Source organism: Providencia xihuensis (assembly GCF_041953405.1).
GTDB lineage: Bacteria > Pseudomonadota > Gammaproteobacteria > Enterobacterales > Enterobacteriaceae > Providencia > Providencia vermicola.
This window is the reverse complement of sequence record NZ_CP169565.1, coordinates 2,546,278-2,561,631: the sequence shown is the minus strand read 5'-3', so window position 1 is coordinate 2,561,631 and position 15,354 is coordinate 2,546,278. Positions and strand designations below refer to the sequence as shown.

18 protein-coding genes are annotated in these 15,354 nt (G+C 41.7%); 10 read left to right on the top strand and 8 right to left on the bottom strand.

Features of this window, described 5'->3' with window-relative positions:
- The first annotated feature begins 4 nt into the window (after positions 1-4).
- Together ACE2AL_RS11415 and ACE2AL_RS11410 are read left to right on the top strand one after the other, a co-directional pair.
- Entirely contained in the window at positions 5-622 is a 618-nt protein-coding gene (locus tag ACE2AL_RS11415; RefSeq protein WP_375083509.1) for a DMSO/selenate family reductase complex B subunit, read from the top strand.
- A 1-nt stretch (position 623) separates the two neighbouring features.
- Positions 624-1,400, top strand: a complete 777-nt coding sequence (locus ACE2AL_RS11410) for a DmsC/YnfH family molybdoenzyme membrane anchor subunit (RefSeq protein WP_206084160.1) — start codon at positions 624-626, stop codon at positions 1,398-1,400.
- A 54-nt stretch (positions 1,401-1,454) separates the two neighbouring features.
- On the opposite strand, the gene cmoB is transcribed toward ACE2AL_RS11410, so the two are convergent.
- The 5 genes from cmoB to ACE2AL_RS11385 form a co-directional block, all read right to left on the bottom strand.
- Positions 1,455-2,426, bottom strand: coding sequence for a tRNA 5-methoxyuridine(34)/uridine 5-oxyacetic acid(34) synthase CmoB (cmoB, locus tag ACE2AL_RS11405; protein ID WP_375083508.1), 972 nt, complete (start codon positions 2,424-2,426; stop codon positions 1,455-1,457).
- 2 nt (positions 2,427-2,428) lie between these two features.
- Positions 2,429-3,178: a carboxy-S-adenosyl-L-methionine synthase CmoA gene (cmoA, locus tag ACE2AL_RS11400; protein WP_225818333.1), complete on the bottom strand. Its 750-nt coding sequence runs from the start codon at positions 3,176-3,178 to the stop codon at positions 2,429-2,431.
- A 124-nt stretch (positions 3,179-3,302) separates the two neighbouring features.
- Positions 3,303-3,701 (bottom strand): MAPEG family protein, encoded by a 399-nt coding sequence (locus ACE2AL_RS11395; RefSeq protein ID WP_206084163.1) that lies wholly within the window; start codon positions 3,699-3,701, stop codon positions 3,303-3,305.
- Between the two features lie 149 nt (positions 3,702-3,850).
- A complete protein-coding gene (locus tag ACE2AL_RS11390; RefSeq protein WP_206084164.1) occupies positions 3,851-4,255 on the bottom strand; it encodes an NUDIX domain-containing protein in 405 nt (134 codons plus the stop codon).
- 111 nt (positions 4,256-4,366) lie between these two features.
- Positions 4,367-4,690: a DUF4377 domain-containing protein gene (locus ACE2AL_RS11385; protein ID WP_206084165.1), complete on the bottom strand. Its 324-nt coding sequence runs from the start codon at positions 4,688-4,690 to the stop codon at positions 4,367-4,369.
- Between the two features lie 518 nt (positions 4,691-5,208).
- Between ACE2AL_RS11385 and aspS the strand changes: the two genes are divergently transcribed.
- The 6 genes from aspS (at position 5,209) to ruvB (ending at position 10,738) form a co-directional block, all read left to right on the top strand.
- Positions 5,209-6,978, top strand: coding sequence for an aspartate--tRNA ligase (aspS, locus tag ACE2AL_RS11380; protein WP_375083507.1), 1,770 nt, complete (start codon positions 5,209-5,211; stop codon positions 6,976-6,978).
- Positions 6,979-6,986: 8 nt separating this feature from the next.
- Positions 6,987-7,418 carry a dihydroneopterin triphosphate diphosphatase gene (nudB, locus tag ACE2AL_RS11375; RefSeq protein WP_206084167.1) on the top strand — a complete coding sequence of 144 codons (432 nt, stop codon included), beginning with the start codon at positions 6,987-6,989 and terminating at the stop codon, positions 7,416-7,418.
- A gap of 30 nt (positions 7,419-7,448) precedes the next feature.
- Positions 7,449-8,192 carry a YebC/PmpR family DNA-binding transcriptional regulator gene (locus tag ACE2AL_RS11370; protein ID WP_206084168.1) on the top strand — a complete coding sequence of 248 codons (744 nt, stop codon included), beginning with the start codon at positions 7,449-7,451 and terminating at the stop codon, positions 8,190-8,192.
- 239 nt (positions 8,193-8,431) lie between these two features.
- On the top strand, positions 8,432-8,953 hold the full coding sequence (gene ruvC / locus ACE2AL_RS11365; protein ID WP_206084169.1) for a crossover junction endodeoxyribonuclease RuvC: 522 nt from the start codon (positions 8,432-8,434) through the stop codon (positions 8,951-8,953).
- A gap of 140 nt (positions 8,954-9,093) precedes the next feature.
- Positions 9,094-9,711 (top strand): Holliday junction branch migration protein RuvA, encoded by a 618-nt coding sequence (gene ruvA, locus ACE2AL_RS11360; RefSeq protein ID WP_206084170.1) that lies wholly within the window; start codon positions 9,094-9,096, stop codon positions 9,709-9,711.
- 16 nt (positions 9,712-9,727) lie between these two features.
- Positions 9,728-10,738, top strand: a complete 1,011-nt coding sequence (gene ruvB / locus ACE2AL_RS11355) for a Holliday junction branch migration DNA helicase RuvB (protein ID WP_375083506.1) — start codon at positions 9,728-9,730, stop codon at positions 10,736-10,738.
- Positions 10,739-10,799: 61 nt separating this feature from the next.
- Here ruvB and ACE2AL_RS11350 read toward each other — a convergent pair whose 3' ends face one another.
- The 3 genes from ACE2AL_RS11350 to znuC all read right to left on the bottom strand — a co-directional run bounded on the left by ACE2AL_RS11350 (position 10,800) and on the right by znuC (position 12,956).
- The gene (locus ACE2AL_RS11350; protein ID WP_272573667.1) at positions 10,800-11,267 is read right to left on the bottom strand and encodes a hypothetical protein; all 468 of its coding nucleotides are present in this window, start codon (positions 11,265-11,267) and stop codon (positions 10,800-10,802) included.
- A gap of 143 nt (positions 11,268-11,410) precedes the next feature.
- On the bottom strand, positions 11,411-12,196 hold the full coding sequence (znuB, locus tag ACE2AL_RS11345; RefSeq protein WP_206084173.1) for a zinc ABC transporter permease subunit ZnuB: 786 nt from the start codon (positions 12,194-12,196) through the stop codon (positions 11,411-11,413).
- Positions 12,189-12,956, bottom strand: a complete 768-nt coding sequence (gene znuC, locus ACE2AL_RS11340; protein WP_272680888.1) for a zinc ABC transporter ATP-binding protein ZnuC — start codon at positions 12,954-12,956, stop codon at positions 12,189-12,191. The genes znuB and znuC overlap by 8 nt, the downstream gene beginning before the upstream one ends.
- Positions 12,957-13,032: 76 nt before the next feature.
- Here znuC and znuA point away from each other — a divergent pair, with 76 nt between their 5' ends.
- Positions 13,033-13,992, top strand: a complete 960-nt coding sequence (gene znuA, locus ACE2AL_RS11335; RefSeq protein ID WP_206084175.1) for a zinc ABC transporter substrate-binding protein ZnuA — start codon at positions 13,033-13,035, stop codon at positions 13,990-13,992.
- Positions 13,993-14,012: 20 nt separating this feature from the next.
- The gene (mepM, locus tag ACE2AL_RS11330; RefSeq protein ID WP_241016837.1) at positions 14,013-15,350 is read left to right on the top strand and encodes a murein DD-endopeptidase MepM; all 1,338 of its coding nucleotides are present in this window, start codon (positions 14,013-14,015) and stop codon (positions 15,348-15,350) included.
- Positions 15,351-15,354 lie beyond the last annotated feature (4 nt).

Below are 15,354 nucleotides of genomic sequence, written 5' to 3'. Positions count from 1 at the left end.
ACAAATGAAACAGTATGGTTTTTATTTTGATTCGACCAAATGCACGGGGTGTAAAACCTGTCAGGTCAGTTGTAAAGATGAAAAGGATTTAGACCTTGGCCCTAAGTTCCGCCGTGTTTATGAATTCGGAGGGGGAAGTTGGCAGCAACAAGACGGTATTTGGCAGCAAAATGTGTACAGCTATTACTTGTCAATTTCTTGTAATCACTGTTCAAACCCAACATGTGTCGAGGGTTGCCCAACAGGAGCGATGCATAAACGAGAGCAAGATGGCCTCGTGGTTGTTGATCAAACTATTTGTGTCGGTTGTCGGTATTGTGAGTTACGTTGCCCTTATGGCGCTCCGCAATATGATGAAAAGAAAAAGCTGATGAGCAAATGTGATGGCTGTTATGAGCGAGTAGAAAAAGGCATGAAACCTGTGTGCGTCGAATCATGCCCTCAGCGTGCGTTAGATTTTGATGATATTAACGTGTTACGTGAGCGGCATGGACAAATTAGTGGGATTGCCCCAATGCCAGACCCAAGTTTAACAAATCCCAATATCGTGATTAAACCGCATAAAGATGCTAAACCATCGGGTGATAAAAGCGGGATATTACAGAACCCTGTGGAGGTCTAACATGCACGAACTTCCTCTTGTTTTTTTTACTGTTTTTGGTCAGTCCGCCGCTGGGCTTTATCTGTTTGCTTATCTAAGCAAACGAATCGGTTGGTCGAGTAGCGAACAATTACGCCAATCGAACATTCTGGCTTTTGTATTGATGCTTATCGCTTTAGTTATCGGCAGTTTGCATGTGGGGCAACCATTGCGTTTTTTCAATATGCTGTTAGGTGTAGGGCGCTCGCCAATGAGTAATGAAGCCTTACTGAGCGGTATTTTTGTCGCATTTGGTGCAGGGATTGTCTTTTTTACGTTGTTTGTCAAAAATGCCATGTTACGAGAAGTCTGTAATGTGGGCGCGATCATTTTCGGATTGGCATTCGTATGGTCAATACCGCAAGTCTATAATATTGAAACTGTTGCCAACTGGTTTACGGTTTTCACAACACTGCAAATGTGGATGACACTGTTTGTTGGCGGTGGGGCACTGGCGATTTTAATGGGGGCGCAACGGCTTGGTTCAATGGCATTTCTGCTTGGTGCGATTATCATTTTTGCCACAAGAGCGGCATATATCTCATTCCTAGGTGAAACAGGGCCTGTAATAAGTGCTGAACAAGCTGGTTTTTGGGCGTTTCAATTAGTGGTGATAGCAATCATGCTGTTTGTTTTTCCTGCGCTGCTCTATCGCGGCAGAAACTCTGCTATTGTGCTCAGTATTTGCGTGTTAGCGGTGATACTCGCCGAGTTATCTGGACGAGTTGCATTTTATAACTTATGGCAAATAGCGATGTAATAATGGGCTGATGAAATGTGCCTATGGGGTTATACCGATAGGCACATTACTCGTTTAAGGCTTTCGTGCAACTAGAATTGCCCGCAGCGGAGCTGGATAGCCCTCAACCGTCTTAGTTTGGTCATTCGGGTCCAAAAATTCTGCGAGAGAATCTGTTTTCATCCACGGTGTGCGGCGCTGTTCCTCTAATGAAGTTACGGCTTGGTCAACAATACGCACATCGACGAAACCGCATTTTTCTAACCACACCTTAAGCATTTTAGCGGAAGGGATAAAATAGACGTTACGCATTTGTGCATAGCGATCACCTGGGATGAGGCATTGAAATTCATCACCTTCAACCACTAAACTTTCAAGCACTAATTCGCCTTCACTAACTAATTGGTTTTTTAATTGCCATAAGTGGTCAAGTGGAGAGCGGCGATGATATAAAACCCCCATGGAGAACACAGTATCAAAGGCTTTTAGCTCAGGAAGTTGCTCAATACCGAGAGGTAATAAATGCACTTGTTGGTTATCACCCAATAATTTTCTTACCGCTTCAAATTGGCATAAGAAAAGTTCTGTGGGGTCAATGCCGACAACAAATTTGGCTTCTTGCCCTAACATCCGCCACATATGATAACCGCTGCCACAACCTACATCTAACACATACCTATCTTTTAGTGATGAAATATGCGGTAAAACGCGATCCCATTTCCAATCTGAACGCCATTCGGTATCAATATTGACACCATAAAGGGAGAAAGGGCCTTTACGCCATGGCATTAATTGCTCAAGGATATTATTTAAACGGCGTGTTTCCCCAGAGGTCAGCACTGGATCGCGAGTTGCCGTCACACTGTTAATTAAGTCTAATTGAGTTGGATGCATAACAGGCAAATTATCAAGCATTTTTTCCCATGAGGAAAAACCACCGTGTAAACCTTGTTTTTTCCACTCTGTTAACTGCGCAGGTAATGTTTCTAACCAGTGACTTAATGGGCCAACGGCAATTTGTTGGTAAAAACGACCGAAATCAATCATCTTTAAGCCTCTTTAAGCGCTAACAGTGAGCCAAAATTAAAACATTGGAACCAAACTTCGCAGTGGCTAAACCCAACGTGTTTTAGGCGAGCTTTGTGTGTTTCAACGGAGTCAGTCAACATCACGTTTTCTAACATGCTGCGCTTTTGGCTAATTTCTAATTCGCTATAGCCATTTGCCCGTTTGAAATCATGATGCATATTGAACAGTAACTCACCGATTTCGTTGTCTTCAAAATTAAATTTTTCGGAGAGAACCAAAATACCACCTGGTTGTAACCCGCGATAAATTTTTTCGAGTAATAAAAGTCGGTCATCAGGCTTGAGGAATTGCAAAGTAAAATTGAGTACAACCATTGATGCATTTTCAATATTCACATCACGAATATCACCTTCAATCACCTCAACGGGGGTCTTTGCGCGGTAGGCATCAATATGGCGGCGGCATCGTTCTACCATCGCTGGGGAGTTATCGATAGCAATAATTTTACTGTTCTCAACCGTAATATTGCGTCGAATAGAAAGCGTTGCCGCACCTAATGAGCAGCCTAAATCATATACGCGGCTGTTTGGCTTCACAAAACGGCCCGCAAGCATACCAATCATGGTAATAATATTGGAATAGCCAGGCACAGAGCGCTGGATCATATCGGGGAATACTTCGGCGACTTTTTCATCAAATTGCCAATCACCAAGGTTAGCAATCGGTGCGGAAAAAAGACTGTCTTTGTGGTTTGGATCCTGACTTGACATAAGTTCTGTATTAATAATCAAACAAAAGTAGTGGGGGATTGTATCAGAAAGGTAGCACAGTGAAAATCAATCCATTGAGAATGAAATAATGAGGCGGCACATTAAGTCGTGCCGTAGAAGAGCACTAAAGATTAAATGAAACGATTTGTAGCCATGGCAGATAATAAGTATTGGCGATAACCATTAATGCCATCGAAAGATAAGTTGCAACCATACCTGAGCGGCGATAAGAGTAATCATGGTTTTTTAAGCCATAAGAATGGAGTAACCGACCTGCAATTAAAATTAAACCACAAATGTGGATCATCCAAACTTGAGCACCGTTCATCTCCATTAAAAGTAATAAAATAAGGGAGATAGGTATGTATTCAATGGCATTGCCATGAACACGAATTGCGGTTTGCAGTTCATAAAAACCACCATCCCCATAGGCTATACGGTACTGGTTACGTAGCTTCACAACATTTAAAGATAATCTAAGCAGCAGTAAGGCACCCAGTACAGCGTACAAAGAGCTGACCATTTTTTACTCCACCATAAAACGAATCAAATTATGAAAACACCTAAAAATATAAGTTATAGTAATGGGTATTAACGATATTTTCTAAATTGTAAATCCTAAAATGCCGTTCGACAAATGAATTAACAACTTTTTTGGGTAATCACGTAGCGTTACTTGACTAAGCCATCTTGTTTTAATTGGGATAGAACCGCGGCGGCTGTCGTTGAACATCGAGGTAAATCTTCACTGGTAAACCACGCTAACTCAGCAATTTCAGCGGCAGGTTGCGGTATTCCTTGATAATCTGCAAAATAGCAGCGAATACGCACTTGTGTGCCACCGTCTTTACCATCAGCAAGTCCTATAAACTCACCATAAAAGCCAATAGAGCCAGGTACTAAGTTTAACGTCAATTCTTCTTCAATTTCACGACATAAAGCTTGCTCATCACTTTCACCTTGCTCGCGCTTTCCGCCTGGGATGTAAAATAAGCTTTTATTGTGTGAGCGTACCATGGCAACTTTATTTTCAGACAAAGCAATTAACCCAAGTTTATCAATAATTTTATCACTCATAATTTTGCTACTCTTGTTATTTCCGATGGTTAGTTTGCTCAATTTGGTTGAGATAAAATAAAGCCATTAAGCAGGAAGTAAGCCCACTTAATGATTATCAAGGATTAAAATTTATTTCTTTTCAACGATTTTTACAAGTTCATAGCGGATGCTTGGTGCATCAGCTGGTGGGTTTGGTACATCAAATTGTTTAACTTGTAAGACGTAAGAGAAGCCTGGTTGATATTCAAAACCTTGAATAGAACTATAGAATAACTGCCAGTCATCATTTGGGTTTTCTTTGACTTTCATACACTTCATTGGAGCAACACCCACGCAGTCAGCGAGTGTGGAATCGATGTAAAATGTTTTATTGTTATCAATATCTGCAGTTTTCACAGTTTGGCATCCAACAAGTAGCATCAGCATAGATGAAGCAATTAACAGTTTTTTCATGTGTGATCCTTAAGCAGCAGATGATTAATTAGGTTGATTACTGAGTTAATTGGATTATAGCAAACTGAAAAAGGTAACAATTCCTAAATCGACCTAATTCCCAGAATGTCTAAGCTATTAAGTTATAAAAAGGGATGAAGGTCTTACTCTGTAAGCTTCGTGTACTTTTTGTGCAGCAGTAAGTGATATTAGAAATAAACCTTTGCCATAATATATACATGGCGTCTTTAGTCCCTTAAAATCAACTTAACCATATTCCTCATTTAACCCTGTCTAGCTAAGGGTGGTAATCACAATGAAGTTGATGAACAACCATAAAAATGATGAAAATATGATTAAAAACAAAATGGTTTAGGCGATAAGCGGTATTCGCAACTATTTGTCTAACAGAATTTCCTGTATAATGTCTGCCTTTTTGACATTCTGAATTTTCAGCCCGTGTTTCGCAAATAGGGTTCAGCAAAATGCCAAAATCCCGCAGCAAGCAAAAGCACAACAGCTGAGTAAAAGGATATTGTATGCGTACTAATTATTGTGGGCAGTTAAGCATTGCTCACGAAGGCCAACAGGTCACTCTTTGTGGATGGGTAAACCGCCGTCGCGACTTAGGTGGTTTGATTTTTATCGATATGCGTGACCGTGAAGGCATCGTTCAAGTTTTCTTCGATCCAGATCGTAAAGACATATTTGAAAAAGCGTCAGAGCTGCGTAATGAGTTCTGTATCCAAATCACAGGGACAGTACGCGCGCGTCCAGATAGCCAGAAAAATAAAGATATGGCGACTGGGGAAATTGAAATTTTTGCGCAAGAGCTTTATGTATTCAATAAATCAGAACCGTTGCCACTCGATAGCAACCAAACAAATACAGAAGAGCGTCGCTTAAAATACCGCTACCTAGATTTACGCCGTCCTGAAATGTCTGAGCGCTTACGCACTCGTGCGAAAATTACCAGTTTTGTCCGTAATTTCATGGATACAGAAGGCTTCGTTGATGTTGAAACGCCAATGTTAACTAAAGCAACGCCTGAAGGCGCTCGTGACTATTTAGTTCCAAGCCGTGTTCATAAAGGTAAATTTTACGCGCTGCCACAATCTCCACAACTGTTTAAACAGTTACTGATGATGTCTGGCTTTGACCGCTATTATCAAATCGTAAAATGCTTTCGTGATGAAGATTTACGAGCAGACCGTCAACCTGAATTTACTCAAATCGATGTTGAAACCTCATTTATGACTGCAGAGCAAGTACGCGAAATCATGGAACGCATGATCCGCAATCTCTGGTTAGACGTGAAAAATGTTGATTTAGGCGATTTCCCAATCATGACGTTTGCAGAAGCAATGCGTCGTTATGGTTCAGATAAACCAGACCTTCGTAACCCAATGGAACTGGTGGATGTTGCTGATATCGTTAAAGATGTTGAGTTTGCCGTATTCTCTGGTCCTGCGAATGATCCGAAAGGCCGTGTCGCGGCATTGAAAGTGCCTGGCGGCGCAGCAATGACCCGTAAACAAATTGACGAATATGGCCAATTCGTGGGTATATATGGTGCGAAAGGGTTGGCTTGGATGAAAGTCAACGAACGTGCTAAAGGAATAGAAGGTATTCAAAGCCCAGTCGCAAAATTCCTCAATAAAGAGGTGATTAACCAACTGTTAGACCGTACTGGTGCAGCGGATGGCGATATCATTCTGTTTGGTGCAGGTGCGAAAAATGTGGTCACAGATTCAATGGGTGCACTGCGTTTGAAAGTGGGGCGTGATTTTGAACTGACAGATCTAAATAGCTGGCAGCCACTGTGGGTCATCGATTTTCCAATGTTTGAAGAAGATGGGGAAGGTGGTTTAACCGCGATGCACCATCCATTCACATCGCCGAAAGATTTCTCACCCGAAGAGCTAGCAAGTAAACCAGAAGATGCTGTTGCCAATGCTTATGATATGGTGATTAACGGTTATGAAGTGGGTGGCGGTTCAGTGCGTATTCACCGTAATGAAATGCAGCAAACCGTGTTTAGCATTTTAGGTATTAATGAAGAAGATCAACGTGAAAAATTTGGTTTCTTATTAGACGCACTGAAATACGGCACACCACCACACGCAGGTTTAGCTTTTGGCCTTGACCGTTTAGTGATGTTATTGACTGGAACGGATAACATCCGTGATGTTATCGCTTTCCCGAAAACAACCGCTGCGGCTTGTTTAATGACGAATGCACCAAGCTATGCAAACCCAGACTCGTTGACTGAGTTGGCGATTGCTGTTGTGGCGAAAGACGAAGAGTAAGACGGCGAATGACCGCATTTAAGCGCCCTGAATCGGTATTAGTCATCATCGTGGCTGAAACAAGCGGTCGGGTGCTAATGCTACGGCGTAAAGATGATCCAGACTTCTGGCAGTCCGTGACTGGAAGTCTGGAACCTAACGAAAAACCGTATGAAACTGCGTGTCGTGAAATCAAAGAAGAGACAGGTTTTGACGTTAAACAAAACGGCTTGCAAGACTTGTCCCATAGCATCATCTTTGAAATTTTTCCGCATTTCAGGCATCGTTATGCACCGAATGTAACACATTGCAAAGAGCACTGGTTTAAAATGGTGCTAGATGAAGAACACATGCCATTACTGACTGAACATACAGAGTTTCGTTGGTTAAGCCCAAATGAAGCGGCAAAACTTACTAAATCATGGAGTAACAGTCAGGCTATTTTAGAATTTGCTAATTAATTATTGTATTGACGTTTTTGGAGATATTTCATGGCAGGTCATAGTAAATGGGCCAATACCAAACACCGTAAAGCAGCCCAAGATTCTAAGCGCGGTAAGATTTTCACAAAAATTATTCGTGAACTTGTCACTGCTGCACGTTTAGGTGGTGGTGATACTGGCACTAACCCACGTTTACGTGCCGCAGTAGATAAAGCATTATCAAATAACATGACTCGTGACACCTTAAACCGTGCAATTGCACGCGGTGTGGGTAATGATGAAAGTGATAATATGGAAACCATCATTTATGAAGGTTATGGTCCTGGCGGTACTGCTGTTATGGTTGAGTGCTTAAGTGACAACCGTAACCGTACCGTATCTGAAGTGCGCCACGCGTTTACTAAAACAGGTGGTAACTTGGGAACAGATGGTTCAGTCTCTTATTTATTTACCAAACGTGGTGTTATTACTTATGCACCAGGTGTGGATGAAGATGCATTGATGGAAGCGGCGCTTGAAGCGGGTGCGGATGACGTTGAGACCTATGACGACGGTGCAATCGATGTTTACACTACCTTTGAAACATTTGGTACGGTTAAAGATGCATTAGATGCAGCAGGCTTTACGAGCGAAGCGGCTGAAGTTTCAATGATCCCATCGATCACAGCAGAACTTGATGCTGAAACGGCACCAAAATTGATGCGCCTTATCGACATGTTAGAGGATTCTGACGACGTTCAAGAAGTTTACCATAATGGTGATATTTCTGACGAAGTCGCAGCGACACTGTAATCAGTGACGTACTATTTTACATCTGTAATCTAGTCCCTCCGCGTAGAGAAAGCGGGCTGACCCAGCCTGTTTTCTCTAACGCCTTTGTTCTTCTTTCTTTTTCTTCTACTATACTTTTTATATTCCATGGATAACATTAAGAATCAAATAGCTATTTAATTGAAATAGATAGTATTATGCTACTAAGTAGAATGATGAATAAATAGCATTTAATAATAAGAGGTACAAATCGATTCTTTATGGCAATTATATTAGGAATTGACCCTGGTTCTCGTGTCACTGGCTACGGCGTTATTCGCCAACAAGGTCGGCAATTACTGTATCTAGGCAGTGGTTGTATTCGCACTCAGGTTGATGATTTACCAAGTCGTCTGCAACGTATTTATGCGGGGGTCTCGGAAATTATCACACAATACCAGCCCGACGTTCTTTCAATCGAACAAGTCTTTATGGCAAAAAACCCAGATTCAGCGCTCAAATTAGGCCAAGCACGTGGCGTCGCGATAGTTGCAGCGGCAAATTTGAGTATTCCAGTGTTTGAATATGCGGCTCGCCAAGTTAAACAAACGGTTGTTGGGACAGGGGCCGCTGAAAAAAGCCAAGTACAACATATGGTTAAATCAATACTCAAGCTGTCCGCTAACCCACAATCCGATGCTGCGGATGCGTTGGCGATTGCGATTACACATTGCCATTTTAATCAGAACTTATTAAAAGTGGGTGATCCTCGTTTAGTATTAACGCGTGGGCGGTTAAGGTAGAAGTTTGTCTGAAAGCTGACGGTATGAAAACAAATAGCTTGCAACTGGATATGCATCCAGCCCTTTTTGTGGTATAAACAGCACTATTAATAACTTTGGCTAAACAGATTTCGTCTTAGGCCATAATAGAGGAATTCAATGTGATTGGTCGTTTACGTGGTATCGTATTAGAAAAGCAACCACCAATAGTTTTATTAGAACTTCAAGGGGTAGGTTATGAAGTTCATATGCCAATGACGTGTTTCTATGAATTACCTGATATTGGGCAAGAAGCGATTGTTTTTACACATTTTGTTGTTCGTGAAGACGCCCAATTACTATATGGTTTTAACGATAAGCAAGAAAGAGCACTGTTCAAAGAATTAATCAAAGTTAACGGTGTTGGGCCTAAGCTTGCATTGGCAATTTTGTCTGGTATGTCAGCACAACAATTTGTTTCTGCAATTGAACAAGAAGCGATTGCATCATTGGTTAAGTTACCAGGGATTGGTAAAAAAACAGCCGAACGTTTAGTTGTTGAAATGAAAGACCGTTTCAAAGGGTTGAATGGTGATTTATTCAATCAAACCAGTGAGATCAACTTACCTAATGTGAATAGTAAGGTACCAAGTACTGCTGATATCGAAGCAGAAGCAGCGGCGGCATTAATTGCATTGGGCTATAAGCCACAAGAAGCGAGTCGCATGATAAGCAAAGTCGCGAAGCCAGGCAGTGATTCTGAAACATTAATCCGTGATGCCTTACGTGCAGCACTCTGATTAAGAGGCCATTGAGATGATTGAAGCAGATCGCTTAATTACTGCTGAAGTTTTACAGTCGGATGAAGAAGCCATTGATCGTGCGATTAGACCAAAATTACTCAGCGAGTATATTGGTCAGCCACAGGTTAAAGATCAAATGGAGATTTTTATCCAAGCAGCCAAAATGCGGGGTGATGCTCTCGACCATCTGTTGATTTTTGGCCCCCCAGGGCTGGGTAAAACAACCCTCGCAGGGATTGTTGCTAACGAATTAGGCGTAAATTTACGGACAACCTCAGGGCCTGTATTGGAAAAAGCAGGTGATTTAGCTGCGATGCTAACCAACTTAGAGCCACATGATGTGCTCTTTATTGATGAAATTCACCGCCTCTCACCTGTTGTTGAAGAAATTCTTTATCCTGCAATGGAAGACTACCAATTGGATATCATGATTGGTGAAGGGCCTGCGGCGCGTTCCATTAAAATTGACCTACCGCCATTTACGTTAATTGGTGCAACAACGCGGGCTGGGTCACTAACTTCCCCGTTACGTGATCGGTTTGGTATCGTACAACGCCTTGAATTCTATCAGGTTGTGGACTTACAGTATATTGTCAAACGTAGCGCCCAATATATGGGGCTTGATATCACCGAAGAAGGTGCCATGCAAGTTGCCATGCGCTCTCGCGGCACGCCACGTATTACAAATCGCTTGTTACGTCGTGTACGTGATTTCGCACAAGTTAAAGGTGATGGCTCTATTGATGAGCTAATCGCAAACCAAGCTTTGGATATGTTAAATGTCGATGCAGCAGGCTTTGATTACTTAGACCGTAAGCTACTCGTGGCGATTATCGATAAATTTATGGGTGGTCCTGTTGGTGTGGATAACTTAGCAGCAGCAATTGGGGAAGAACGTGAAACAATCGAAGATGTTTTAGAACCTTATTTAATTCAACAAGGTTTTATCCAACGTACTCCTCGAGGACGAATGGCGACAGCGCATGCGTATAACCATTTTGGTTTAACGCCAAAAGAGGTGTAACCAATACCCCACCAGCGAATTAAGGTGGGGGAAACTTTACGTGCTGGGTAGCGTTGAGCATTTATCGGGAATTTGGGTCGGTTGTAAAATCGATATCAATATCATCCGTGTCTTTCGGTAAACCATAATCTAGAATACTGTACAAGTTCAGGTTCGATGATGGTTTACATGCTTTTTTACTGATAATTTTGTCACCTTTGTAGACAACAACACCTTGATAATACCAACCTTTACCCTCCCCATCATAAAGTACATAATTATAATTACCATTCTGAAAACGAATGTAGACTGAGCTTGCACCACCGATAAACATCCCTTCTCCGACAAAAATATTCTCTTTACCTTTTGTATTGGTGGGCAGAGTAATCTCAGTTTTACCTAAGGTTCCATAACGATAGACAGGGGGTTTGCCTTTTTCTATAACAACGCTAACTAATTTGTTATTTTCTAACTGGCATGAGTATTCTATTGCGCTTGCCGATGCTGAAAATAACCCTAGAGCAACCAAAAAGGTGAGGGACTGCTTCATGTTACCATCCTGTGATTTAAATTACTCTTTGTGAGTATGGATAATCGGTAAAGGAAAAGCCATTTATATTAATTAAGTTTATATAAATAAAAACGCCGTTGTTCAAAATAAACAACGGCGTGGATAAACTTTTAAGTTATCAATTAGTTTTTTGCTTTAACTGTTAAGCTAAGCACAAATAAAACGGCAGAAACCAAAACAACTGATGGGCCAGCAGGGGTATCATAAAATGCCGAAAAGGTTAATCCACCCGTGACCGATATCATACCAATTAACACCGCAATAAATGCCATTTGCTCAGGTGTACGTGCAAAACGACGAGCGGTAGCGGCTGGAATAATCAGAAGTGAAGTAATAATTAGTGCACCAACAAACTTCATGGCGATACCGATTGTTAATGCAGTGACTAACATCAATAATAAACGTAAACGTTGAATATTGATGCCATCGACAAAAGCAAGCTCAGGACTAACGGTAATGGATAAAAGCGCTCGCCAGCGATAAAAAAGTAACCCGCAAACGACAATCACACCAATAAAGATCATGATAATATCTTCATAGTTAACAGAGAGAAGATCACCAAATAAGTAAGCCATTAGGTCAACACGTACATTAGCCATTAAACTTACGACCACTAAACCGAGTGATAACGAGCTGTGAGCCATAATTCCGAGTAATGTATCAACGGCAAGTTGTGGACGTTTTTCAAGCCAAACTAAAATTAGTGCAAGTAAAAGGGTAACGGCAACGACAGCATAAAAAGGGTTAATATTTAGTAATAACCCAAAGGCAACACCCAATAAAGAAGCATGTGCTAAAGTGTCACCAAAATAGGACATGCGACGCCAAACAACGAAAGAGCCTAATGGCCCCGCTGCAATCGCAAGTAACATGCCCGCTATCCAGCCAGGTAATAATAACTCAATCATGCTTGCAGTCCTTGCTGTGTTGATGGCTACGAATAATATTACCTTCTAAATCATGTTGGTGATTATGTTGATGGCGATATACCCCTAATTGTTGCGCACCGCGATACCCAAACATAGCAACAAATTCAGGGTGATTGGACACCACATCAGGTGCACCTGAACAACAGATATGGCCATTAATACAGAGTACTTTATCTGTTTTTGCCATCACTAGGTGTAAGTCGTGAGAAACCATGAGTACGGCACAGCCAAGCTCTGTTCTTAATTGATTAATTAAGTCATACAAAGCAACTTGACCTGTAATATCAACACCTTGCGCAGGCTCATCCAGTACGAGCAAGTCAGGTTTGTTGAGCAATGCACGTGCGAGTAAAACGCGTTGAGTTTCACCACCCGATAACTTTTGCATCGGTTGCTCTAGAAGATGAGTCGCATTAACACGCTCAAGAGCAGGTAATAAATGTTCTTGGCGAACACCTAGCTTGAGTAACATAAAACGCTTTACTGTTAGGGGGAGCGTTGTATCTAAATGCAATTTTTGAGGAACATAGCCAATAGAAAGTGATGAGGCACGTTCAATTGAGCCTGAAGTTGGGGGAAGTAACCCAAGAACAACACGTACTATGGTTGATTTTCCTGCACCATTTGGCCCTAAAAGCGTCACAATGTCTCCTTTGTTAAGTTCAAAGGACACATCTTTAAGGACTTGCTTGTCACCAAATGAAACAGAAATTTTATTTAAAGTCAGTAATGGTTGCATATGAAAAACATCTTGCAGAAATCATGTTGTGTTATATTATAACATTTCAAAATTAAAATCACGGAAAAAGACTGCTATGATACATAAATCGAAACACATTGCCCGTAAATTTCTTTTCGGAGCTGTGGCGACCTCCGTATTGAGTGCAACATTGGTGTCTACCTCAAATGCGGATGTGGTAACATCGATTCGTCCATTGGCTTTTATTGCCTCAGGTATTGCTGATGGCGTGACGGAGACACAAGTTCTACTGCCAGACGGTTCATCCCCGCATGATTACGCATTAAAACCTTCTGATTTGAAAAAAATTAAACAAGCAGACTTATTTGTGTGGGTTGGACCTGATCTCGAAATGTTTTTACAGAAGCCTATCAATACGTTACCTCAGAATAAACGTCTGGCACTAGCGGAACAGACAAACATTAAATCACGACTTATGGCCGAGTCTCATGAAGATGAACATGACCATGAACACTCGGATGAAGCTAATCATGACAAGGATCACGAACATCATCACCATGGTGAGTATAATATGCACATCTGGTTATCCCCAGAGATCGCAAATTTCGCTGCACAGGACATTCATGATCGTTTAGTAGAGCTTTATCCTGATCAAAAAGATAAGCTAGACGTAAACCTTCGTAAATTCAGAGAAAATATGGCGCAAAGTGATAAAAAAATTGCTAGTATTTTGCAGCCAGCTCGAAACAAGGGTTATTTTGTTTTTCACGACGCTTATGGCTACTTTGAAAAACACTATCAACTCGCTCCTTTGGGGCATTTTACGATAAACCCAGAAATACAGCCTGGTGCGCAGAAATTACATCAAATACGAACACAATTGGTTGAGCATAAAGCGCAATGCGTTTTTGCTGAGCCACAATTCAGGCCTGCAGTAATTGAAAGTGTAGCGCGTAATACGGGAGTCAAAATGGGAACTCTCGACCCACTCGGAATTGGGCTGGTACTTGGACCAGATAGCTACATGCAGTTTTTGACAAACTTGTCGGAACAATATGCCAGCTGCCTGAATTAAAAATAGAAGGAATTGTTTAAGTGCAGCAAATGGCCAAAGGTCTGGCTCAGGTATATGGTAGCCTGTCTAGAACTCATAAAATCGTATTAAGTACGCTTACAGTCGCTACCATGGCCGTCGCAATTTGGCGGCCAGTTCATGTTCCAACGACTTCTGAAAATGATGGTATGCCTGATACCATCATTCCTCTAGCGTTATTACCTTCCACTGATGCCACTGACGATATTATTCAAGATAGTAGTGATCAATTACCTGACGAAGGTCTTGCAGATACCGAAGCAGAAGCAGATGGTGCGGAGGGGGAGACAACGCCGTTAGCCCATGAATATGTTGTTGCAAGCGGTGATAACTTAACAACAATTTTAACTCAGTTTGGTATTGAAGCTGGGGATGTTGCAACACTTTCGAATCAACATAAGTCACTGAGAAACCTAAAAATAGGTCAGGCACTAAATTGGTCTTTGACAGAGCAAGGTGAATTAGAATCACTAACATGGGAAGTGAATCGCCGTGAAACGCGGGTATTTAACCGAGTAGGCACGACGAATAAATTCGAAGAGGTTAAGCAAATTCGTACTGGCGAATGGACGAACAGTATTTTAAAAGGTACTGTTGATGGTTCTTTTGCACAAAGTACCAGTAAAGCAGGTTTAACACGTAATGAAGGCCGTGAAGTCATTAAAGCGCTACAATGGCAAATTGATTTTCGTAAATTGAAAAAAGGCGATAAATTTAGTGTGTTAATGAGCCGTGAAATGCTCAATGGCCGCAGCGAACAAAGCCAGCTTGTTGGTGTACGTTTGCAAACTAATGGTAAAAGCTATTATGCGTTCCGAGCTGAAGATGGCAAATACTATGATAGCGAAGGGAATGGCTTAGAACGTGGTTTCCTGCGTTTTCCAACAGCGAAACAATTTAGGGTTTCCTCCCAGTTCAATCCTCGTCGTGTCAATCCAGTAACAGGGCGTGTTGCACCACATAAGGGTGTAGACTTTGCAATGCCAGTAGGGACACCCGTTTTAGCAGTTGGTGACGGTGAGGTGATTGTGTCGAAATACAGTGGTGCTGCGGGCAACTTTATTGCTATTCGTCATGGTCGCCAATATACCACTCGTTATATGCATTTACGTCAATTACTTGTTAAACCTGGTCAAAAAGTCAAACGTGGTGACCGCATCGCATTGTCAGGTAATACAGGGCGCTCGACAGGGCCGCACTTGCATTTTGAAATGTGGGTAAATCAGCAAGCGGTTAATCCTTTAACTGCCAAATTACCAAGTTCAGGTGGGTTAACAGGTAAAGAGCGCAAAGAATACTTAGCGTTAGTTAAAGAAACAAAACCTCAACTGAAGCTGTAATAAA

Bases quoted from the DNA above. Each gene is read 5' to 3' on its own strand.
- ACE2AL_RS11415 (WP_375083509.1), top strand. From the start codon at position 5: ATGAAACAGTATGGTTTTTATTTTGATTCGACCAAATGCACGGGGTGT.
- ACE2AL_RS11410 (WP_206084160.1), top strand. From the start codon at position 624: ATGCACGAACTTCCTCTTGTTTTTTTTACTGTTTTTGGTCAGTCCGCC.
- cmoB (WP_375083508.1), bottom strand. From the start codon at position 2,426: ATGATTGATTTCGGTCGTTTTTACCAACAAATTGCCGTTGGCCCATTA.
- cmoA (WP_225818333.1), bottom strand. From the start codon at position 3,178: ATGTCAAGTCAGGATCCAAACCACAAAGACAGTCTTTTTTCCGCACCG.
- ACE2AL_RS11395 (WP_206084163.1), bottom strand. From the start codon at position 3,701: ATGGTCAGCTCTTTGTACGCTGTACTGGGTGCCTTACTGCTGCTTAGA.
- ACE2AL_RS11390 (WP_206084164.1), bottom strand. From the start codon at position 4,255: ATGAGTGATAAAATTATTGATAAACTTGGGTTAATTGCTTTGTCTGAA.
- ACE2AL_RS11385 (WP_206084165.1), bottom strand. From the start codon at position 4,690: ATGAAAAAACTGTTAATTGCTTCATCTATGCTGATGCTACTTGTTGGA.
- aspS (WP_375083507.1), top strand. From the start codon at position 5,209: ATGCGTACTAATTATTGTGGGCAGTTAAGCATTGCTCACGAAGGCCAA.
- nudB (WP_206084167.1), top strand. From the start codon at position 6,987: ATGACCGCATTTAAGCGCCCTGAATCGGTATTAGTCATCATCGTGGCT.
- ACE2AL_RS11370 (WP_206084168.1), top strand. From the start codon at position 7,449: ATGGCAGGTCATAGTAAATGGGCCAATACCAAACACCGTAAAGCAGCC.
- ruvC (WP_206084169.1), top strand. From the start codon at position 8,432: ATGGCAATTATATTAGGAATTGACCCTGGTTCTCGTGTCACTGGCTAC.
- ruvB (WP_375083506.1), top strand. From the start codon at position 9,728: ATGATTGAAGCAGATCGCTTAATTACTGCTGAAGTTTTACAGTCGGAT.
- ACE2AL_RS11350 (WP_272573667.1), bottom strand. From the start codon at position 11,267: ATGAAGCAGTCCCTCACCTTTTTGGTTGCTCTAGGGTTATTTTCAGCA.
- znuB (WP_206084173.1), bottom strand. From the start codon at position 12,196: ATGATTGAGTTATTATTACCTGGCTGGATAGCGGGCATGTTACTTGCG.
- znuC (WP_272680888.1), bottom strand. From the start codon at position 12,956: ATGCAACCATTACTGACTTTAAATAAAATTTCTGTTTCATTTGGTGAC.
- znuA (WP_206084175.1), top strand. From the start codon at position 13,033: ATGATACATAAATCGAAACACATTGCCCGTAAATTTCTTTTCGGAGCT.